The 20,812-nt window shown below is 60.0% G+C and carries 18 protein-coding genes, 1 tRNA gene and 3 pseudogenes; 12 read left to right on the top strand and 10 right to left on the bottom strand.

Translation table 11 applies throughout. The annotated features are described in order from the left end of the window. On the bottom strand, positions 1-736 hold a 736-nt coding region (locus tag A5906_RS00410), incomplete at its 3' end, for an MBL fold metallo-hydrolase (protein WP_245326536.1). 173 nt (positions 737-909) lie between these two features. Between A5906_RS00410 and A5906_RS00405 the strand changes: the two genes are divergently transcribed. Beyond that, a complete protein-coding gene (locus A5906_RS00405; RefSeq protein WP_080133342.1) occupies positions 910-1,386 on the top strand; it encodes a DUF3775 domain-containing protein in 477 nt (158 codons plus the stop codon). Between the two features lie 48 nt (positions 1,387-1,434). Here A5906_RS00405 and A5906_RS00400 read toward each other — a convergent pair whose 3' ends face one another. Continuing rightward, entirely contained in the window at positions 1,435-2,217 is a 783-nt protein-coding gene (locus A5906_RS00400; RefSeq protein WP_080133341.1) for an SDR family oxidoreductase, read from the bottom strand. 207 nt (positions 2,218-2,424) lie between these two features. Continuing rightward, entirely contained in the window at positions 2,425-2,937 is a 513-nt protein-coding gene (locus tag A5906_RS00395; RefSeq protein ID WP_080133982.1) for a CvpA family protein, read from the bottom strand. A 126-nt stretch (positions 2,938-3,063) separates the two neighbouring features. On the opposite strand from A5906_RS00395, the gene A5906_RS00390 reads away from it, so the two are divergent. Continuing rightward, positions 3,064-3,825, top strand: a complete 762-nt coding sequence (locus tag A5906_RS00390) for an SDR family oxidoreductase (RefSeq protein ID WP_080133340.1) — start codon at positions 3,064-3,066, stop codon at positions 3,823-3,825. Between the two features lie 226 nt (positions 3,826-4,051). On the opposite strand, the gene A5906_RS00385 is transcribed toward A5906_RS00390, so the two are convergent. Continuing rightward, positions 4,052-4,312 carry a GMC family oxidoreductase N-terminal domain-containing protein gene (locus A5906_RS00385; protein WP_430642334.1) on the bottom strand — a complete coding sequence of 87 codons (261 nt, stop codon included), beginning with the start codon at positions 4,310-4,312 and terminating at the stop codon, positions 4,052-4,054. Between the two features lie 227 nt (positions 4,313-4,539). Next, positions 4,540-5,973 (bottom strand): coniferyl aldehyde dehydrogenase, encoded by a 1,434-nt coding sequence (locus A5906_RS00380; RefSeq protein WP_080133339.1) that lies wholly within the window; start codon positions 5,971-5,973, stop codon positions 4,540-4,542. 310 nt (positions 5,974-6,283) lie between these two features. On the opposite strand from A5906_RS00380, the gene A5906_RS00375 reads away from it, so the two are divergent. Both A5906_RS00375 and A5906_RS46090 read left to right on the top strand, forming a co-directional pair. After that, a tRNA-Met gene (locus A5906_RS00375) sits at positions 6,284-6,360 on the top strand. A 232-nt stretch (positions 6,361-6,592) separates the two neighbouring features. After that, on the top strand, positions 6,593-6,901 hold the full coding sequence (locus tag A5906_RS46090) for a hypothetical protein (protein WP_347337582.1): 309 nt from the start codon (positions 6,593-6,595) through the stop codon (positions 6,899-6,901). Positions 6,902-6,949: 48 nt separating this feature from the next. Here A5906_RS46090 and A5906_RS46085 read toward each other — a convergent pair. After that, positions 6,950-7,975: pseudogene (locus A5906_RS46085) on the bottom strand (recombinase family protein); the annotation flags it as partial. 606 nt (positions 7,976-8,581) lie between these two features. Between A5906_RS46085 and A5906_RS43590 the strand changes: the two are divergent. Beyond that, positions 8,582-8,691, top strand: a pseudogene (locus tag A5906_RS43590) (VapC toxin family PIN domain ribonuclease); the annotation flags it as partial. A gap of 441 nt (positions 8,692-9,132) precedes the next feature. On the opposite strand, the pseudogene A5906_RS00355 reads toward A5906_RS43590, so the two are convergent. Beyond that, positions 9,133-9,612: pseudogene (locus A5906_RS00355) on the bottom strand (AsnC family transcriptional regulator). A 102-nt stretch (positions 9,613-9,714) separates the two neighbouring features. Between A5906_RS00355 and A5906_RS00350 the strand changes: the two are divergent. From A5906_RS00350 to A5906_RS00330, 5 genes are all read left to right on the top strand, one after another. Further along, positions 9,715-9,951, top strand: a complete 237-nt coding sequence (locus tag A5906_RS00350; protein ID WP_080133338.1) for a hypothetical protein — start codon at positions 9,715-9,717, stop codon at positions 9,949-9,951. Between the two features lie 591 nt (positions 9,952-10,542). Continuing rightward, a complete protein-coding gene (gene tnpA / locus A5906_RS00345) occupies positions 10,543-10,965 on the top strand; it encodes an IS66-like element accessory protein TnpA (RefSeq protein ID WP_080133337.1) in 423 nt (140 codons plus the stop codon). After that, positions 10,959-11,312, top strand: coding sequence for an IS66 family insertion sequence element accessory protein TnpB (tnpB, locus tag A5906_RS00340; protein ID WP_080133336.1), 354 nt, complete (start codon positions 10,959-10,961; stop codon positions 11,310-11,312). The genes tnpA and tnpB overlap by 7 nt, the downstream gene beginning before the upstream one ends. Positions 11,313-11,362: 50 nt before the next feature. Then, positions 11,363-12,928 carry an IS66 family transposase gene (gene tnpC, locus A5906_RS00335; RefSeq protein WP_080133335.1) on the top strand — a complete coding sequence of 522 codons (1,566 nt, stop codon included), beginning with the start codon at positions 11,363-11,365 and terminating at the stop codon, positions 12,926-12,928. Continuing rightward, the gene (locus A5906_RS00330) at positions 12,925-13,527 is read left to right on the top strand and encodes a plasmid pRiA4b ORF-3 family protein (protein WP_080133334.1); all 603 of its coding nucleotides are present in this window, start codon (positions 12,925-12,927) and stop codon (positions 13,525-13,527) included. The genes tnpC and A5906_RS00330 overlap by 4 nt, the downstream gene beginning before the upstream one ends. Positions 13,528-13,744: 217 nt before the next feature. Here A5906_RS00330 and A5906_RS00325 read toward each other — a convergent pair whose 3' ends face one another. After that, entirely contained in the window at positions 13,745-14,005 is a 261-nt protein-coding gene (locus A5906_RS00325) for a hypothetical protein (protein WP_080133333.1), read from the bottom strand. Between the two features lie 329 nt (positions 14,006-14,334). On the opposite strand from A5906_RS00325, the gene A5906_RS42815 reads away from it, so the two are divergent. Continuing rightward, entirely contained in the window at positions 14,335-14,511 is a 177-nt protein-coding gene (locus A5906_RS42815) for a hypothetical protein (RefSeq protein ID WP_167523453.1), read from the top strand. A gap of 621 nt (positions 14,512-15,132) precedes the next feature. On the opposite strand, the gene A5906_RS00315 is transcribed toward A5906_RS42815, so the two are convergent. Next, a complete protein-coding gene (locus tag A5906_RS00315; protein ID WP_080133331.1) occupies positions 15,133-18,078 on the bottom strand; it encodes an EAL domain-containing protein in 2,946 nt (981 codons plus the stop codon). A 182-nt stretch (positions 18,079-18,260) separates the two neighbouring features. Continuing rightward, on the bottom strand, positions 18,261-18,416 hold the full coding sequence (locus A5906_RS00310; RefSeq protein WP_080133330.1) for a Flp family type IVb pilin: 156 nt from the start codon (positions 18,414-18,416) through the stop codon (positions 18,261-18,263). An 868-nt stretch (positions 18,417-19,284) separates the two neighbouring features. Between A5906_RS00310 and A5906_RS00305 the strand changes: the two genes are divergently transcribed. Further along, complete coding sequence (locus A5906_RS00305; RefSeq protein ID WP_080133979.1) at positions 19,285-20,307, top strand: cytochrome-c peroxidase; 1,023 nt, start codon at positions 19,285-19,287, stop codon at positions 20,305-20,307. The last annotated feature ends 505 nt before the right edge of the window (positions 20,308-20,812 follow it).

Here is a 20,812-nt window from a genome sequence, read left to right as displayed (position 1 = left end):
GGCGGGTCGCGGCCGATTGGGCGAGGTCGGTATCGATGACCGAGCACCAGTCGAGATGGGCCATCTGGCAGGGATGATGAGCCACGTCCCCGGTGAGCAGCCCTTGTTCGCCGTCGGACTCGATCAGGACGCTCATGTGGCCGGGGCTGTGGCCAGGGGTCGGGATGACGCTGACCTCCTCGCAGAGGCGGTGGTCGCTCGGGATCAGCTCGGCGAGGCCCGCGTCGACGATCGGCTTCACGGAGTCGTTGAACACCGCGACCTTGTCCGCCTCGGCCGTGTAGTCGCGCCAATATTCGTATTCGGTCTTGCCGAACAGGTAGCGCGCCCTGGCAAAGGTCGGCACCCATTTGCCATCGACCAGCTTGGTATTCCAGCCGACATGGTCGACATGGAGATGCGTGCACAGCACGGTGTCGATGCTGTCAGGGGGAAAGCCCGCCGCGCTCATGGTCTCCAGGAACGGCGTGGTGCGGTTGTTCCAGACCGGGACGCCGCGGCCCTGCTTGTCGTTGCCGAGGCCGGTGTCGACCACGATGCGGCGCGTCGGGGTCTCCACCACCAGCGAGTGGATCGACATTTTCAGCCGGCCCTCTGCGGTAGCGAAATGCGGGATCAGCCAGGGCAGCTTCTGGATCTCATCATGGGTTGCGGCCGGAAGGATGAAGCGGGTCGAGCCGACCGTCTCCATTTCGACGAGTTTCGTGATCCTGACCTTGCCGACCTTCCAATGCATCGGGCGTCCCCCATGTTCTTGTTTTGCGGCTCCGCCGTCATTCCCCGGAATGACGGGACCAATAGGCGCCGAAAGATGCTCATTTTCGGTCAGGGAGCGCAATGGATCATCTGTCGTGATGTTGCGTTATCCGGGGAACCGGAACCAGCCCAACGACGCGCCGAGGGGAGCCTATGCCAGAGCTTGCAATTTCCGCCGAGAAGGTCGCCTTCATCATCGAGAAGGCGCGCGAATTCGACGTCAAGGAAGCAAATGCCGATCCCGATTCGGGGTCGAATCCAAGCGATGACGATGCGGTCGATGTGCTGGAGGATGACGGCTCCGATCCCGTCGCCAGCGAGCTCGGCGGCTTCATCGTTGCCCTGAACGAGGACGAACAGGTCGATCTCGTCGCGTTGACATGGCTCGGGCGTGGCGACGGTACGATCGATGACTGGGACGATCTGCGCGATCGCGCGGTGGAGGCGCGGTCCGAGTATCGCAAGCCCCGGCACGAAACGGTGCAATATCTGCTGGGCGAGCCGATGCTGGGCGATCTGCTTGCGGACGGGCTCGATGCCTTCGGCATCGACTGGACCGACGAGCGCCTCACCGCCGATTCATCCGATCCCAGCGAGCGGGACGAGGACGAGCCGACGAAGCGGCGGTGATCCCGGACATCTCTCTCCCCGCACAAGCGGGGAGAGAGCGCAGTGGCGTTACAACGTTCCCGGGAAGGCGCCACCGTCGAGCAAGATGTTCTGGCCGGTGATGAAGCCCGCCTTGGCGCCGCACAGGAAGGCGCAGGCGTAGCCGAATTCGTCGGGCTGGCCGAAGCGCCCTGCCGGGTTGAGCTTGGCACGCTCGGCCAGGATCTGCTCGGGGGTCGTGCCGCGCTTGTCGGCTTCGGCCTTCGCGGTGCCGGTCAGGCGGTCGGTCTCGAACGGGCCCGGCAGGAGGCCGTTGATGGTGACGTTGTTGATCACGGTCTTGCGGGACAGGCCGGCGATGAAGCCGGTGAGGCCGGCGCGCGCGCCGTTGGAGAGGCCGAGGATGTCGATCGGCGCCTTCACCGCAGCGGAGGTGATGTTGACGATGCGGCCGAACTTGCGCGCCATCATGCCGTCGACGGTCGCCTTGATCAGCTCGATCGGAGTGAGCATGTTGGCGTCGATCGCCTTGATCCAGTCGTCGCGGGTCCAGTTGCGGAAATCGCCGGGCGGCGGACCGCCGGCATTGTTGATCAGGATATCGGGATCGGGGCAGGCCTTCAGCACCGCCTCGCGCCCCGCCGGTGTCGTGATGTCGCCGACGATCTCGGTGACCTTCACGCCTGGATAGGCTTTGCGGATGTCGTCGGCTGTCTTCTTCAAGGCTTCGGCACCGCGCGCGGTCAGCGTGACGTCAACGCCGGCTTCCGCCAGTGAGATGGCGCAGGCGCGACCCAGGCCCTTGCTGGATGCGCAGACGATGGCGCGGCGACCTTTGATCCCAAGATCCACTGTTTCACTCCCGAAAATAGCAGGCAGGTTTTGGATGGATCGCACTCTAGCCAATCGCGGTGCCGCTGATAAGGGACGGGCCCGCGCCAAAATGCATGGCGCTCGGCGCGGCGATGCAAATGCGCCGGCATGATCCGGAAAAGTGTGGAGCGGTTTTCCGAAGAGACCATGCCCAAACAAGAATCTAAAGTGCGACTTCGCCGCGCTCTAGATGCGGCGGTCCTGCTTGAGGCGGTCGATTACGGACGCTGCCTCCGGCGGCAGTGATTTGAAGCCCATCTGGCCGACCGTAGAGAACAACGGCCGCAGATGAGAGCCGGCGAGGAATGGCGGCTGGTGGTTCGCCGGCACGATCCGGTCGAACACCAGCACGAGGGTGGTGGCGACGAGGCCGACCCTGACGGCGCCGAGCGCGGCGCCGCCGATACGGTCGCCGATGCCGGCCTCGCCGACCGTATCGTCCAGCACGAAGCGGCCGATATGGCCGAACAGCATGCCGACGACGACGAAGATGCCGAAGAACCAGACCCAGTTCTGCAGCAGCGGCGCGTTCGGATTGCCTGCGATCTGCGGCGCGATCAGCGGCATCAGCGCGGCCGCGATCGGCGCAGCGATGAGATAGGCGAGGATGGTCATGCCGCTGCGGAGCAGGCCGGTCCGGAAACCCAGCCCCACCGCGATGGCGAGCGCGGCATAGACGGCGAGATCGAAACTGTTCATGAGAGCGAACTTACGCCGGATGGAAGTTGCCTCGATGGAACGAATGAACGCCGAACCGATCATTCCGGTTTCAGATTGCTAAAATCGTTGGTATTTTTGGCTCCAAAGACCCAAAGGTTGTCTCCAATGTCAGGCCTATTCGACGTCAGTCAAGAAACCATCCTCGTCACGGGCGCGAGCCAGGGGCTGGGGCGGCAGTTTGCCAGGGTGCTGGCAGCGCATGGTGCGGCCGTCGCGCTCGCCGCGCGGCAGACCGACAAGTTGAAGAGCCTGGAGGAGGAGATCCGCGGCAACGGCGGCCGTGCCGCCGCGGTCGCGCTCGACGTCACCGACACTGCCTCGATCGCAGGGGCCGTCGATGCGGCGGAAGCCGCGCTCGGTCCCGTCACGGTACTGATCAACAATGCCGGCATCGCCATCGAGAAACTCGCGACCGAGCAGACCGAGGCCGATTGGGATGCCGTGATCGGCGCCAATCTGAAAGGCGCCTATTTCCTCGCGACTGAAGTTGCCCGCCGCATGATCGCGCGCAAGCAGTCAGGCAACATCGTCAACATCGCCTCCGTGCTCGGCACCGGCGTGCTGAAGGCGATCTCGCCTTACGCGATCTCCAAGGCCGGCATCATCCAGGCGACCAAAGCGATGGCGCTGGAGCTCGCCGGGCAGAACATCCGCATCAACGCGCTGGCGCCCGGCTACATCGACACCGAGATGAACCACGCCTTCTGGTCGACCCCCGCAGGCGAGCGCCTCGCCAAGCGCATCCCCCAGCGCCGCGTCGGCGCCGAGTCCGATCTCGATGGCGCGATCCTGCTGCTGGCGTCAAACGCGTCGCGGTACATGACGGGGAGTGTGGTGACTGTGGATGGCGGGTTCTTGCTGAATTAAACACTGCTGTCGTCGCAGACAGGCGCGTTTCACTCGGGCGTCGCCCCGGACAAGCGCGCCCAAAGCGCGCGCCGATCGGGGACCCATAACCACAGGACGTGGTTTGGCGAAGACTCCGAGTTGCCATCTCGCGCCAAAACTTCTCCCTATGGCTATGGGTCCCGGCCTCCGCCGGACGACACGGGAGAATGACGCCGCAGCGTCGCACTTCTCCGGGACGACAGCGTCAGCCTAACTCGCGGCGGGCGCGAAGCTGCCTTGTCTGCCTGCACTGCACATATTCGATGCCGACCGCGCGCCTTTCCTTCGAACAGGATTTTGGTGGCGTGAGCCCCGTCTCGACGCGCAGATTCGCGCGCTTGTCCATGCGGGGAGCCACATAGGCGCGCGCCGCGCTCCAGCGCTCGCCATTGCGCTGGGTCACCTGGTAGGTCCCGAGCCCTTCATGGTCCTCGCCGTTGAAGTCCTCGCGGATGCGGAATTGCATCGAGCAGCACCACCGACGTCGCCGTAACTTCCGACAGCCGGCCTGCTACCGCGCAGCCGCCGGAGCCCGCGCCCACGACCACGAAATCGAATGTATCGGTCAATGTGTTTCACCCTGCAAGGTTCTTTGTTGCTTCGTCATTGCGAGCGCAGCGAAGCAATCCAGGTTATCGCCGCGGTGGGATTCTGGATTGCTTCGCTGCGCTCGCAATGACGATGTTCGACGATCTACGACATCAACCGCATCAGCTTCTCCAGCCGCGCGATCTTGCCGCCATAGGGCGGGTAGAGGTCGGCGAGGCGATTGAACTTCGAGCGGTAGAACACCGGCTTCAGCTTGCTGAGCGTGCGAAAGCCCCATTCGCCATGATAGGCGCCGCTGCCGGATGCGCCGACGCCGCCCATCGGCTGGTTGATTTGCGCAAAATGAAACAGGCAGTCGTTGACGGTGACGCCGCCGGAGATGGTGCGCGCGAGCACCTCGTCGCGGGCCGTGCCGTCCTTGCCGAACCAGTACAGCGCGAGCGGCCGGTCGCGCGCGTTGACGAAGGCGATCGCCTCGTTCGCATCGCGCGTGCCGAGCACAGGCAGCACGGGCCCAAAGATCTCCTCCTGCATCACCGTCATGGCCTCTGTCGCACCGAGGATCAGCGTCGGCGGGAATTTGCGGTGCGCCTTCCAGTTGGGGTCGTCCGCTTTCGCCGGTTGCAGGATCTTGGCGCCGCGCTGGGCTGCGTCCGCGACCAGTCCTTCCAGCCGGGCATAGTGCCGGTCGGAGATGATGGAGGTGTAGTCCTTGTTGGCGGGATCGGCGCCGAACATGCGCCGCATCTGCGCGCGCAGCTTCTCGGCGAAGGATTGCAACGAGCGCTCCGGCACCAGCGCGTAATCCGGTGCGATGCAGGTCTGGCCGGCATTGAGCAGCTTGCCGTAGGCGATGCGCTCGGCGGCCTCTTCGAGATCGGCGGAAGCATCGATGATCGCCGGCGACTTGCCGCCGAGCTCGAGCGTGACAGGCGTCAGATTGCGTCCCGCGGCCTCCGCGACCAGCCGGCCGACCCGGTTCGAGCCGGTGAAGACGAGATGGTCGAAGGGCAGGTTCGCAAACGCCTTCGCGACCTCGTCCTCTACGCCGGTGACCAGCATTTCCGTGGCATCGAACTTCGCGGCCACCGTCTCCTTTAGCAACGCCGAGAAGTGCGGTACGAGCTCGCTCGGCTTGATGATGACACGGTTGCCGGCGGCGATCGCGCCGATCGCGGGCGCCAGCGTCAGCTGGAGCGGATAATTCCAGGGCGCGATGACGCCGACGACGCCGAGGGGCTGCGGCATCAGCCGGTTGCGCGCGGGCAGGAATTGCAGCGCGGTGGCGATGCGCTGCGGCGCCATCCAGCCCTTCAGGTGCTTTGTCGCATGCCGGATCTCGCTGTAGACCATCATCGCTTCGGCGATGGTGGTCTCGACCGCCGCACGGTGGCCGAAATCGGCCGAGATCGCCCGCCGGAAGCGTTCTTCATTGTCGGCGACGACGCTGCGCAGCCGCGCCAGCCGGTCGAGCCGCTCTGCCAGATCAGCGGCCGGCTCCGTCCGCGACCGCGCGACCATGGCATGGAAGCCATCCGCCAGCGCTCCGACCGGGGCGCTCGTCAGGGCCTGGTCCATGGCGTTCTCCCCTCAAAGGGCATTTGCCCCGATTTTTGTTGCCGCAAGCTGGCCCTTTGCGGAACTTCTGGCAAGAGCGCCTCCAATGGCCCGGAATCCCGACCCTCTGCCTGTCATAAAGTCGAAAAAAACGCGGCCCAGCCCTTTCCAAAGGCACCCCGCCTTGATACATACCCCCCGCACCCGACGGGCTTGGCCCCGGGTTGCCTTCCAAGGAAGCCTTTGGGACGGAAGAGAAAAGCCACGCGAACAGCGCCGGCCCTCATCGCACCGTCCCCGGCATTTCGGCGGAGGCAAAGCAACGGTTTAACGCGGGGTGGAGCAGCCCGGTAGCTCGTCAGGCTCATAACCTGAAGGTCATAGGTTCAAATCCTATCCCCGCAACCACCGATGCTTGCGATAGCAGGCCATCCAGAGCCCCGGCCTCCGAAAGGAAGTCGGGGTTTTTCTTGCCCGCGGCAAAGCGCAGGATCGCTGCTAGGTCCCCGCGCAATATGATCGCAAGCTGTTCGCCATCGGGGACGAGTGTCACCCGATCGACCAACGTGCGGCAAACCTCCGCCACTTCGGCTCTCTCGCCTTCACTTAGCAGGCTCTCATACAAAGCGGCCACGCGCTGATGGTAGACCTCCGCCATATTGGGGTGGAGGAGGGGCGGCGGCTCCTCCGCGTTCGCGAGTACGTCGACCAACTCGGCCTTGCGTGCTTCCAGAGCGCCGATCTTGTCCTTCAATTTCGCTCCCGGCACACCTTCAAGGATGGCTTGAATCGCTTTATCGAGCTCGCGCTCAGTCCGCTCGAGCTCGCGTCTTTGCGCCTCGATATCGGCCCCGCGCTCGATCCTCAACCGATTCACCTCACGGGTAAATTCTTGGCAGAATTCCTTGAACAGTTCGGGTTCCATGAGATGCGTGCGGAGGCCGCTTAACACCGACGTCTCCAGCACGTCGCGCCGGATGTGCAAGCGGTTATTGCACGTTCCCTTGTTGCGCGCACTTGCGCAACCCAGTAGGTCCTTCGAAATCATCGTGTACCCGCTGCCGCAGCATCCGCACTTCACAAGGCCGGCGAAGAGGTATCTGGGCCGGCGGCGATCATTAAGCTTGTTCTCGCCAGGCGCTGACGGCTCGTAGGCGAGCGCCTGCTGACGCGTCTTGACCGCCTCCCACATTTTCTGATTGACAATGCGCAACTCGGGGACTTCTTGGATCACCCATTCGGATTCGGGGTTCAGCCGAGAAACACGCTTTCCGGTATCGGGGTCTTTGAGATAGCGGAGCCGATTCCACACGAGCCGGCCCACATAGAGCTCGTTGTTGAGGATGCCAACGCCGCGCCTTGGGTTGCCGTGAATGGTCGATGGCCCCCATTCAGCGCCTTGCGGTCCGGGCACACCTTCGCGGTTCAGCTCGAATGCGATTGTGCGCGAAGACTTGCCGGCAAGGTAGTCTGCGAAGATGCGACGAACCACAGACGCTTCGGCCTCGTTGATCGTGCGGTCACCTCGGATCGGCTCGCCATTAGCAGCAAACTGCTTGACGACGTCATAGCCGAAGCACAGCCCGCCGCCCGACTTGCCGTTCGCGACGCGGCCGCGCAAGCCGCGCCTGGTCTTGTCCGCGAGGTCCTTCAGGAACAAGGCATTCATCGTGCCCTTCAGCCCGACGTGGAGATGCGTGACGTCTCCCTCCGAGAGCGTGACGATCCGTACGCCGGCGAAGGCCATACGCTTAAAGAGCCCGGCAATGTCCTCCTGATCGCGGCTGAGACGGTCCATCGCCTCGGCAAGCACCACCGCAAACTTTCCGCGCATTGCGTCGCTGATCAGTTCCTGGATGCCGGGGCGAAGCAGCGACGCACCGGAGATCGCCCGGTCCGCGTAGCTGTCAACCACCGTCCAACCTTGCTTTTCGGCGTGGAGCCGGCAGAGCCGCAACTGATCTTCGATTGATGCGTCACGCTGATTGTCGGACGAGTAGCGGGCGTAAAGTGCGGCCTTCATGACGCCTCCTTAGTCCGGGAGACGGTCACGCTTCCGGCTGTAGGTTTCGGCTCTGACAAAATCCCGCGCGGCTTGTCGGGCGAGCAATCGGACCAGATTAATAAGGCGAAGATCAGGCTTGGACGCTGCGAATGCAACCGTGGCTTCACACGTCGCATCGGCGACCACGCGAAGCTTTTCTGCCGTTGTTTCTCTCGCTCGCGCCACCGCGGCGTCCTCGCTGCTGCGCGGATCGCTCCGCATGGTGGCAAAGATGATGACTTGCGGCCGCAATGCAAGACAGAATATGCGGCGATTTCAATCTGTTGCATCGTGGTCGCGCGCTGATCCGAGCTGCGTAGCGTAACGGATCGGTAAATCGCAAAGTCGAGCGCACAACAAACATCTTCGTGATCAACTGTGGGGCCTGCAATTTGGTTGATCGCGACGTTGGACGACGCATCGTGTAGGTTGACAGAGAAGGGGCATCTACGACCCGGTGCAGCAGGCCGTGTCTGACGAGCCACCAAAGCCTTGTGACATCGTGACCGCGTTACGTCGCTCGCCCCTCGTCGGCGCCGATCTCGACGTGACGCGTCTACGTGAAGAAGGCCGCAAGGTGAACCTGTGATGCGCTATCTTCTGGACACCAACATCATCAGCAATGTCGTCAATCCGCAGCCTTCGGAATCGCTCCACGCTGGATGGCGGCACAGCGCGAGGACGATCTGTTCATCACCTGCTGACCCTGGCCAGCGTCGAACCAGTACCCCAACGCCTTGAGAAGTCGTGCTAATCTCAGTTCGGTCCCGCAAAGTTACCCAGATTGTTATCCGATGCCGATGTCAGGCCTGCGAGCTTCAGGACCGCGCCCCGTTCTTCTTTCTCTCCAAAGAGCACGTACGGTATGAAAAGGTTACGTTTTCGTTTTCCTTAACCGCAAGTCGGAAGTTCGAGTCTCCCGGGACCACCAACTATCTCAAAAGATTAGCCGACTGGCCTTTTTGAGCGTGGTGGCGCAGATGCCAATACCTCTTCCCGAGGGATCATGACCAGCTTGGAATAGACGTGACACCAGAGGAGGATGAGGGCAGTTTTTTCACGTTCTATGCGGGTTAAGCGACGAAAAAACGGGCAAACGCATCGATCCGCGTGTAAACACCGCATCAGCGTTTTGGTCAATCCTCGCGCGGAGTCTCAACGGGAATAGCAAAGCGCGCTTTTACGCGATCCAATACCCCGTTCCCATCGTCTTGAAGCCCTTAATGTCGGGGTTCGTATAGAAGAAGCGCCGGGTGAACTGCTCATAGCCTTCGATGCAATTCGCGGTGACGCATAGGACAAAGTTGGCATCGCCAGTGACGTAAACTCCAAAGACGACTTCAACTGACGATTGATGGTCCTTCTTGAACCATCGATTATGTCTGAACGCTCCCGCTCGATGGTGACTAGCACAAGCATTTGAATAGGTCTTCCCACAGCCCTCGGTGAGACGATTGAGACGGCGGCTTCGATGTTGCCCTCTGAGCGGAGCCTCTTCAGTCGTCGTTGCAGGCAGTAGCAGAAAGCCCGGCCATTTCGCCCAGCACCTCGGAAGTTAGGCGGTTGTTTTTTTGCACAATCTCGAGGATGCGGGCGTCTATCCGATCGTTGATCAGTACCCCGCCTGCGCTGAATTTCGACGCGAAATTCCTATACGATGCGGGAAATCATCCAAACTACGCGAAAGGGCGCCGCAAATAGGTTCACGGCAAGAGAGTATGCTGAATGAAGATAACGAGCGCAGGGAACTTAAAGCCATGGCAACCACCATGCCTTCAGACCCGCTGGAAATCCTTGCGGAGGACTTCAAGGAAGCCCTCCTGAGGCACTACTGCATCGGGCAGCGCGAGGCCGCGGTTTCCATCAGCAAGACTACCAGCGACTGCCCGCTACTATCTGTTCTTTTGGAGGACGGGCAGAAGCTTCACCTCACCGTGACGAGGGCGCGGTCATAATCGTCTTTCCACGAGGTAATAATCTCGGGCCGCGTTTTCTTCGACAAGGGCGGCATCTATGCACCGGCGGCCAGAATGCGAGTCTCTGCTTGCCTGGCTGACGCTGCAGCCGCGAGCAGGACCGCGCTCGCGTCGCCGGGCGTTGTCCGGTGATCACCTCGACGCAAGGATGGGAATTAGCTTCCTGTCTCGCATCAACCATGGCATTTGCCATCGTTGCACCTCCGCCGATCTGCTCATGCCAAGCTGTATCGCTGGCGAAATTCGCGATGGCGAGGTGCGGGCCTCATGCCGGTTACGGCCAACAGCTGATCTCGAGTGAAAGACGCAGGTCAAGTGAGGCGGCTTTGTTTGCGAGGCGGCTCTGGTTGTCCCGAAGGTTCATTCACCCGGGCGGGGCGGTCGGCCGCAATAGCTCAGATGCACGGCTTGGATTCAGCACGCGGCCAAGCTCATGCCTCGACCGCAGGTCCTGTAAGATCGATTCTGGTGGGGGTTCTTCAGTAAGCGTAGCGCCGAGGCCCTTTGGATTGTTTGTGCGGAGTCTTGAGAGCACCGCTAGAAGAGTGATCTTCTACAAGGGTGCTCATAATGGACGACCATTCTGACGACATGAGACGACCGTTGTCACCACGTATCGAAGTATATGCTGGTGCAGGTCGCAAGCGCTGGCCAGACGATTTGAAGGCGCAGATTGCCGCCGAAAGCCTCGAGCCGGGTGCGGTTGTCACGGATGTCGCCCGTCGTCATGGCTGCCGGCCCCAGCAGGTGCATGACTGGCGGCGCCGGGCGCGGTTGGGCCAGTTGGTGCTTCCGGCGTCGGCGGACACGCTGTCGTTCGTGCCGGTGGTATCGGAATCGGCGTTGCCGGCGACCGCAGAACCCTCCGGGTCGCCGGAAGCCGCCGTTGTGACGGTCGAGTTCCAAGGGGCGCGCGTAGAGGTGCGCGGGGCGCCTGGCCTTGCTGTGCTGAGTGATGTTTTTCTAGCGCTCCGACGGACACGTTCATGCTGACAATGCCCGCGAGCCTCATGATTTACGTGGCGACGCAACCTGTGGACTTCAGAAAAGGTGCGGAGGGCTTGGCGCTGTTGGCGAAGGAGACGCTAGGCCATGACCCTATGACGGGCGTGGCGGTGGTGTTCCGTGCGAAGCGCGCCGATCGGGTGAAGATTGTCGTCTGGGATGGCAGCGGCCTTGTGATGTATTGGAAGCGGCTCGATGGCAGCGGCTTCAAATGGCCTCCCATCGTGGCCGGCGTGATGCGGATGAACGCCGCGCAGTTGTCGGCGCTTCTGGCCGGCATGGATTGGACACGCATGCACGCGCCTCGAATCCCGCAGCCGAAAGCGCTTGCGTAAAATACAAATCTTCGCTGCATCACGGCGCGAAGCATGGCAAGCTCGGGCCAATGAGTGATTTGCCCGATGAGCTGCCGAGCGATCCAGCCGAGTTGCGTGTCTTTGCCGCGGCTCTGCTGGATCGCTGCGCCAGGCTCGAGCGGTTACTCAAGCTTGCGAAAGATGCGCAGTTCGGTCGATCCTCGGAAAAGCTGGACGCTGATCAGCTGCAGCTTGTTCTGGAGGACATCGAAGAGGCCGTCGCGGCCCTCGAAGCCACCGAGGATCGCGCCAATCCCAGAGTTTGCGAGAAGAGGACGGCCGAGCGCAGAACCAACCGTGGTCAGCTGCCGGAGCATTTGCCGCGCATCGTGGAAACCCTGATGCCGGCCGAGACCTGTTGCCCGTCTTGTGCGGGCGACCTCTTTGAGATTGGTCGGGATGAGAGCCAGAGGCTGGACGTCGTTCCGGCGCAGTATCGCGTCATCGTCACCCGCCGGCCTAAGCTCGCCTGCCGCGCCTGTCATGGCGTCGTCCTCCAGCATGCTGCTCCCGAGCGACTGATCAGGGGAGGATTGCCCACCGAGCGGCTGGTCGCGCATGTGATCGACGCGAAGTATCATTGGCATTTGCCGCTTTACCGCCAGGCGCAGATGCTGGCGACGCACGGAATAGCGGTGGACCGTTCCACGCTCGCCTTCTGGGTCGGCTATGCCGCCCAGGAACTGAAGCCGTTGTGGCATCGGCTGCGCCAGCTTCTGCTCGCCTCCTCGAAACTCTGCGTCGATGAGACCCCGGCGCCGGTGTTGGACCCGGGCCGCGGCAGAACGAAAACCGGCTACTTCTGGGCGCTGTCGCGCGACGACAGGCCCTGGGCCGGGCCTGATCCACCTGGAGTGGTCTATGCCTATGCACCGGGCCGCGGCGCCGTTCATGGCTTGCGGCTGCTTGAGGGCTATCGCGGCATCATCCATTGCGACGGCTATCAGGCCTACAAGACCATGACCCGAGAGACGCGTGCGGACGCCCTGTCCGGGACGCTCGCCTTCTGCTGGTCGCATCTGCGGCGGCAGTTTGTGAAGATCGAACGGGAGGTGGCGCCAGCGCCAGCTCCGGTTGCCCGCGAGGCTCTCGAGCGTATCGCCCAGCTTTATGCGGTCGAGAAGGCTCTCCGCGGCCGATCTGCGGACGAGCGCCACGCCGGCAGGCAGGCGCATGCCAGGCCTCTGGCTGCAGCCTTGAAGCAGTGGTTTGAGGCCAAGCTTGATCACCTTGCACAGAAGAGCGACACGGCGAAGGCTTTGCGCTATGCGCTGCGGCATTGGAACGGCCTGACACTGTACCTTGATGACGGGCGCATCGAAATGGATACCAATGCGGTCGAGCGAGCGATGCGGCCGATCAAGCTCAACGCCAAGAACTCCCTTTTTGCCGGCTGCGACGAGGGCGCCGAGAATTGGGCAGTTCTGGCTTCGTTAATCGAGACCTGTAAGCTCAATGGCGTCAGTGCCGAGCACTGGCTCGCTGATGTTCTCGCGAAGCTCGTTAATGGCTGGCCTGCGGCGCGACTGGACGAACTGCTTCCCTGGGCATCGACCTATACGATGCATGCGCTCGATCCGAGACTGGCAGCATGAGCCTTAACACGACCGCCGTCCGGATCAGGGTAACCCTCAAGGACGTGAAACCGGAGGTGATGCGGTGTCTTGTCGTACCCATCACCCTGCGCCTTGATCGGCTGCATCTGACGCTTCAGGCGGCGTTTGGCTGGACGAATAGCCATCTCTTCGAGTTCCTAGCCGGCGACGGCCGTTGGGGTATCCCTGATCCCGATGGAGATTTTGACCCTCAGCCCATCGATGCCCGCAAGACGCGGCTCTCCAATATCGTTCAAGAGACCGGCGCCAAGACGATCCATTATCTCTACGACTTCGGCGACAGCTGGGATCACGTGATCAAGCTTGAAAAGTGGTTCGACAACACGACAACGGAGGGACTTCCCCTCCTGCTCGAGGCCGCCGGCCGTTGTCCTCCGGAAGATGTCGGTGGTGCGTCAGGCTATGCCGAATACCTCGACGCCATCAGCGACCCCACCCATCCGGAGCACGAACAAATGCGCCTCTGGGGCCCCGAGCAGTTCGATCCCAACGTCGTCGACCGGAAGGCGCTCGAGGCCGCCGTCAATGCATTGTCGGAAATATGGAAGCCTCGGCGACGCACCACGCGCTCAAAATAGGCGTCAAGCGCCGTTCAAAAGGGCCGCAGAACTACGCTTACGTTCTTCAGCCATGCGCCAAGTGTTCGAAGAAGCGAGGTCCGGCGATGGAGGCGAACCCAACCGGACCTCGCAGCCGCCAATCCCGCAGTCAATCGACGGAGCTGAAGAATCGCATAGCTGAAATAGGCTACCTCTAGGCCATCAATTCTTGAAAGGCTGTGCTGCAGCCCCCTACTCAGAAGTTCTTTGGCGACTGCCCAGCCCGGATCTGCGGCAGGCCTTCCTCTCCTAACACCGGATTGGAAAGAGCATTCAATCCAGCTTCAATGATGGAGATGTCTTGATCGATCTGAGCTATTGTTGCCTTGCAGTCGAAACCCGTCCTGGCCTTCAAATCCATTGCCAATCGACGTCGGTGCATCATTAGATCTTCAAGCGACTGACGGTCCTTCAACCGAATAAAGCCCTCTACAATCAACTCCATCGCAGGTGACATAACACGACTCACTAAAATGTCTGAAATAGGGGAGCATAATAGATCTGCTTGCTCCGTCGTCAACGCTTGGAAGCACCAACGCTATAAAAGCACCGACAGCACCCGCATCCAAATTCGGTGCAGTACATCTCTAAAGTAGATTGCCGGCGTCGTTGTACGAAACGTTCGAATCTGTGGCCGGAGCAACACGCTCGGGCCGCAAATGAACTGTTGGTGCATTCTATACCTTGTCTGACGACGCGCCGCGCTTGATCTGGATCTTAATGGTTGGCGAGACAGGCACAAGGCAGACTATTCGTTCGGGCTCACTTGGTCAGAAGAGTTGCGATATGAATCATGACGATAACGGAAATCGCCATGAAGTATCGATGATGACGGAAGAACAGCACGAGCTGGAACACTGCAAGCAAGAGATTGCTCGTCTCAAACACCTCGTTGTGCGCCTTTCTGCAATTGTGTTGCGCAACGTAGTAAGAGACGCCGAGAACCAAAAGGAACGCGCGTAAGTCTCTGGCTGCCGAACGCCAGCCCCGGCGGGAAACGAACGTTGCGTCGTAGCGCGCTGTTCTTAGCAGCGTGGCTCACTCCGGGGGCAAGGAACAGCCCCCTCCTTATCTCCATAAGGGCAGGGCTCCGATTTTCTTTTATGGGAGCCATCCCGCAAGATCGGCGATTCAGGAGCCTACTCTATAACGCGGCCGTCAATCTAAAACACAACGAGGGTGTGTAGGCGTGCATCGCGATAGTTTGAACAGAGGCAGCGCTCTGCCTGGCAATCATTCCGGCGCTGTCGAGCGAGTGATACCTGTTCATTCCAGAACTGAGCTACACACGATTGAAACCAAAGGGGCTGCCATTCGCCCCAGTCCAGCGCTTAAGTATTCACTGCCTTGGCCTCGGATTCTTGCACTTGCAAGGAACTTGATCATGTGGGTCGGAATAGGTTCTCATCTGGACGCTTGTTTGATATTCGGCTGCTGGCGGGAGTAGCAGCGGGCAAGCGCTTGACTGTCAAGGGACATTGGCAACCGTGAGTCCTCCAACCCATTCACGTGGGCGCCTTTGTGCCGAAAAATAAGGAGCCAAGTACGGAAGCAGGATAAAAGTTGGGAAAGTCTTGATTCGTCTTAGTCGGACATCGCACTGCTCAAGCGACATCTCGACAGGCCATTTCTCAGACTCAGGATCGTTGGCGCGATCTCGGTAGCGGGGACCGGGCGGCTGAATAAAAATCCCTGCGCCTCGTTGCACCCTTCCGCCTGTATCTGGTTCAACTGCTCAATCGTCTCGACTCCCTCCGCCGTGGTTGTGATGCCGAGGCTTTTTCCGAGGCCGGTAATGGCTCTTACGATCAATTTAGATCCCTTTGTCGCTATTGCGTCACGGACGAATGACTGATCAATCTTGAGCTTGTCAAAGGGGAAGCTGCGCAGATAGCTCAACGAGGAGTAACCAGTACCAAAATCGTCTAAAGCGATACGCAGCCCGTGCGCCTTCAGCTTGTGCAGCGTTGCAATCGTCTCGGCGCTGTTTCCAAGCAGAACAGACTCCGTGATTTCCAATTCAAGCCGTTGCGGGTCCAGTTTGGAAGCATCAAGCGCGTTTGCGATAACTTCTGCGAATCTCGGATCGCGAATCTGAGTCGCCGAGACATTGACTGCAATCTTCAGCTCGCTTGGCCAACTAGCCGCCTGTTCGCAGGCGCGGTTGAGAACCCATTCACCCAGTAAGGTGATGAGACCAATGTCTTCTGCAATAGGAATAAATTGGTCGGGTGGCACCAGCCCCCGTTTCGGATGAGGCCAGCGCAATAATGCTTCGAAGCCGCTGATCCGGTCCATCTGCAAGTCATAAATGGGTTGATAGAACAGATCAAATTCGTCCTTGTCCATGGCCTCGCGAAGATCGAGTTCGAGCGCGCGGCGGCTTTGCAAACTTGCGTCCATCGCTGGCTCAAAAAAACGCCATGTTCCCCTGCCGTCCATCTTGGATCGGTACAACGCCATGTCCGCATTTTTTAGGAGCTTTTCGCGTGTCGTGCCGTCACCCGGCGCAAGCGCAATTCCGACGCTGCACCCGACGATGAGGCGATGCCCATTTACCTCATAGGGAGCACCGATACAGTCCACCACGCGGCGGGCGAGACGCTCGGCATCTTCAGCGTTTCGAATATCAGATTGTATGATCGCAAACTCGTCGCCACCCAAACGGGCAACGGTATCAATCTCCCGGACGCACGCGCTCAGTCGATCAGCGACCGCGCAAAGCAGCCCATCACCCACGGGGTGGCCCAAGGTGTCATTGACCTGTTTGAAATTGTCCAGATCCAGACAGAGCACCGCAAAGCCAGCCCCCCGGCCGGCCTCCGCGATGGCCCGTTCAATGCGCTCGGCGAACAATGAGCGATTTGGCAGTCGGGTCAGATCATCATGGCGTGCCATAAAGGCAATTTGAGATTGGGCTCTGTGTTGTTCGGTCACATCTTCACAACTGTTGAGCCAGCCGCCGTCAGAAGTGGGGCGATGCCCGATAGAGACGACGCGTCCGTCGCTGAGGGACTGAAGATAGTTGCCGCTCTCGTTGTGAAGCAAAAAGTTCTCCCGCTCCGCCAGCAGATCGGGCACCGTCTGGCGGCCATGATTTCCAGCGGCAACACTCAGACCGAGCACTTCTTCGAAAGTCATGCCCGGAACAACGAGCTCAGGCGAAAGATCAAAGATCTCACAGAAGCGCCGGTTTACAACCCGCAGCCGTCCCCCACTATCGTAGAGACAGAGGCCCTGAGACATGTGCGTCAGCGCCGCATCCAGTCTCAGGTTCGTCGCATGCAACTCGACTTTCTGATGCTTCAAACTGGTGATATCGCTATAAACGAAGATAACGCCCCCCTCTTGGGTCGGGCTGCGGCTGACTCGTAGCCACCGTCCATCTGGGAGTTGGGCCTCGCTCGCCAATCCATCGACGTCGTCAAAGACCTCACGTTGGGTAATTTCCGCTGCGGTTGATTCATCGCCCGGTACCTTCTCGGCTCGCAAAAGATCGGAATGAATAAGCTGCGACGAGCAGCCGATGAATTCGCTCGCTCGGGAATTGATCAATGCTATCTGTCCGTTCGCATCCAGGAGCACGAAGCCTTCTCGAGAATTTTCAAGCGCATCGGAAAGCCGCGCTTGCGCGGAGCGCCGTTGCGCCACCTCTCGATCAACCATCTGCCTGATGTTGTCCCGCATCTTCCTCATGGCCGCGAGTAGCGAGCCAAGCTCGTCACTGCTGCCTCTGGGAATGTCCGCGTTCAAGTCGCCATCGGCAATGCTCCTTGCCGCTTTGGACGCAATGGCGACAGGGCCTATAATCCGCCGTGCCAATAGCCACGAGAAAAAACCGGATAGAAGAAGCGCAACGGTCAGCGCCGCCACATTGAGTTGTAGATCCCGTTTGATCGCGCCAAGTGCCCGCTGACGGAATAGAAAGCCATCCCCGGCCGTATAGTTGACCAGCAATTCGATTTGTTGATTTACGACACTGGAAAGCTGGTCAACGTCGTCGACTTCCCGTGCGCTCGCTTCATCGTTCCCACTGCCATCAGTAGACGCTTGAAGAGGACGGCGATGAAGCGCGACCCAGGCGCTTGCCGCCTCTTTAACTTTGGCGGCTGCCTTCGCAGCTCGCGCTGATTGCGACCGTTCAGCCGCTATAGTCACATCTTCCGAAAGCGTCTTTGCCAGCTTGTCGATTTCATCATCTAGTCGAGCACGGGCAGACGGATGCCTTGTGACGCGTGAAGACGCCACGCGCATCGCGGCAAAATCGGCACCAGCCGCGCGGGCGTAATTAATCGACATCAGAGATTCATCGTAAGTCCTGGCAACCAAGTCGCCTGCGTGCTGGATGCCAAGGACGGAATACCCTCCGAGGCCCGCCGCAATCGCGCTCATTGCAAGACAAAAGCACAAGATCGCAATTCGAAGCGACCCTCGCGCCCGGACAACGCGCGCAAAACGGGCCTTCACGGACGGAAAAGCCTCAAGGACCACTTTCGATTGACTGGCAAACCTGCCGACGAAAAGACTCATCCAGGTGTCTTTCGTAAAAAAAAGTAGAAATTTCCGAGCAGTCGCATCGAGACGATCTGTTCAGCCCCTCGCCATACTTTTTCTTAAGTTCTGCCAACTCCAAGCGGCCGCCGCTCGCCTGTTACTGGGCCATTCTTGCACATGCGGCGGGAAAAAAGCCGCCGACCTAAGGCGGCGTTTGATTATCTCAGAGAGTTGCTGATCGAAGCGAATTTCGTACTCAGTTTAGTGCCTAGTCCATTCACAGCTGCGATGATAGCAAGCGAGACACCCGGCGCTATCAGCCCATATTCTATGCCGGTAGCCCCGGACTCATCGCGTAGAAAGTGAACTAGCATCTTCACGGTGCATGTCCTTCTGAGTCTAGCGCTCAGGAGTTAGCGGCAATTTGTTAAAGCCGGCAGAATCTCATCCGAGAGTCGGCTTGGTGTGGCGCGAAAACTTTGTACGGAACGTACAAATGGGCGCACACTCTGCAAGGTCGCGGTGAACCGCTCGGTTGGCCAGTTAGCAGCCGGAATCGGTGCAGGTGGCGGCGCTGGCGATCGTGATTTTTGCAGAGAAGTATCGCGTCGAATAAGGCCGGGCGGTCGAAGCTTGGTCAAGGATCGGTCTTCAGACGTATCCTTGCCCCTGCGATTGAGAGCGGAGGCAGAAGCCGAGGCGATTACAGGTCGCTCACGGTGAACGTTCGGGAAAACAAACTCGCTCGGCATAGTTCGGCGGGGAGCATAGACCTGCAAGCAATGTTGGGCCCTGCGTCGATCTGCATGACGCGCCCACCCCCGCATGGTCGAGCGGAGTACTGGGTCAACCGCCTCGATGAACTGCTGCTGTTGGCTCGTTCCGGATCCGCGTTGTGCGTCGGCATACTAGTGAACGATGCTACAGAGGCTCTGATGGTTGGGTGCGAAGATAAGTCTCGGCGGTATCAGCGCGTCGCAAGCCCAGCCTAGCGTGTTGTTGAGCGCTGTGACATGAAACTACTATCGAAGTGATTAGCGGCTTCCGTGGTGTTACACGGATCATCTACAGGAGTCGTTGGCGTGTCCAAGCTGTAGCGCTCGCTTCGTCGCAACGCTCAGTTACGAAGGCGCAAGAATCTTCTGAAACAAATTCCGCTTTATCGGCAGCGTCGCATACTTGCTATTAAAGCTTTTTTGACCAGGGATGCCATATAGGAGCCAGTATATCGTCGAGGAGCCGATGAGGGTCTGGGTCAGCTTGGCTTTGCTCGCGGCGTTTTTCCCGCTGAGCCAGCCTTTTGCTTCGGCCGCGGCGGAAACACCAGCCGAAGCCGTGGAGCGCGCCAGCTATCGTCGGCCGGCGGCGGTGCCGTTTCCCAATCACAATCCCTACACGATTCCGAAAGCTGCCCTCGGGGAAAGACTGTTTTTCGATCCACTGCTCTCGAAGTCCCGCGCCCGTTCCTGCGCGACGTGCCACAATCCGTCGCTTTCCTGGGGTGATGGCCTTGCGCGGGCGATCGGCGAGGATCCGAAGGGCCTGCCATTCCGTGCGCCGACCCTGATCGATGTGGCGTTCACTGAACTGTTGGGGTGGGACGGCAAGTTCAAGACTCTCGAAGCTGTTACGTTCGGGCCTATCACAGGTCGGGCGAACATGAATTTGACGGAAGCAGAATTGATCGCACGCCTCTCCGCCATTCCGGCCTATAAGGATGCATTCGCAGCCGCATTCGGAGACGGTGCAATCACGCGACCTAGGATCGAAGCCGCATTGGCGACTTTTGAACGAACCATCGTCGCTGGGGAAGCGCCATTCGACCGATGGATCATGGGAGACGAAACCGCCATCAGCGCGCCAGCAAAGCGCGGTTTTGAGATTTTCAACGGCAAAGCCCATTGCTCGAAATGCCACGCTGGACCATCTTTTACCGACGGGTCGTTTCACGATATTGGCGTCGCAAAGAACGACGACCTTGGTCGCGGTCGGCTGTTTCCGAGGTCACAAAAGCTGCGGTACGCATTCAAGACGCCGACATTGCGCGATGTCGCGCGGCGCGCGCCCTACATGCATGATGGATCGGTCGCAACCCTGGAAGAGGTCATCGAACTCTATGATAGGGGTGGGATTGACCGTCCGAGCCTCTCGCCTTCAATAAAGCCTCTCTCTCTTACGGAAAGCGAAAAGGCGGACCTGATCGCTTTTCTCCAGACGCTCACCGCATCCTCGACGGATACTACTTTTCCCAAGCTTGCGCGATGACCGGTGCCGCGATCGCGCGGTCGGGAAGGCTTTCAGGGAAGGTGCGGCAATGCCGCTCCCAGCAAGCCAAACACAAGGACGAGGAAACCGCCCGTCCACGTCTCTAGTGTTTCACTGCATGCTGCGAGCCGCTTTGCGGTGCGCGCCAGCGCCGAGACCACGGGCACACTCTTCGTACGAAACGTACCGAACATAGAGTACTCCAGACATTCACTTTTGTCTGACATTCAGTACGACGCTTGCATTGAAGGCCTGTTGCCGAAATCTGTAAAATTTGAGCGGGAGTTGCGATAGTCTGGCCGCAGAAATTCTTGTCCGTGTGCCCCCAATTAACCCAGCGAACAACCTTTGGATGAAGGCGCCGTCACATCCTTAAGATTTATGCTAAGTTAAACGACCGTTAAAGGTGGGCGCTTTCTAAGAGGGGTGGTTCTTTATGTTCAGGTCTCTGACGCGGGATGCCATTGCGGCATTCCGGGGAAGCTCCCTCTATGCAAAGTACGTC

This window comes from Bradyrhizobium sacchari, assembly GCF_002068095.1.
Taxonomy (GTDB): Bacteria; Pseudomonadota; Alphaproteobacteria; order Rhizobiales; family Xanthobacteraceae; genus Bradyrhizobium; species Bradyrhizobium sacchari.
The sequence above is the reverse complement of the archived record's forward strand: the minus strand, read 5'-3'. Positions and strand labels throughout refer to the sequence as shown.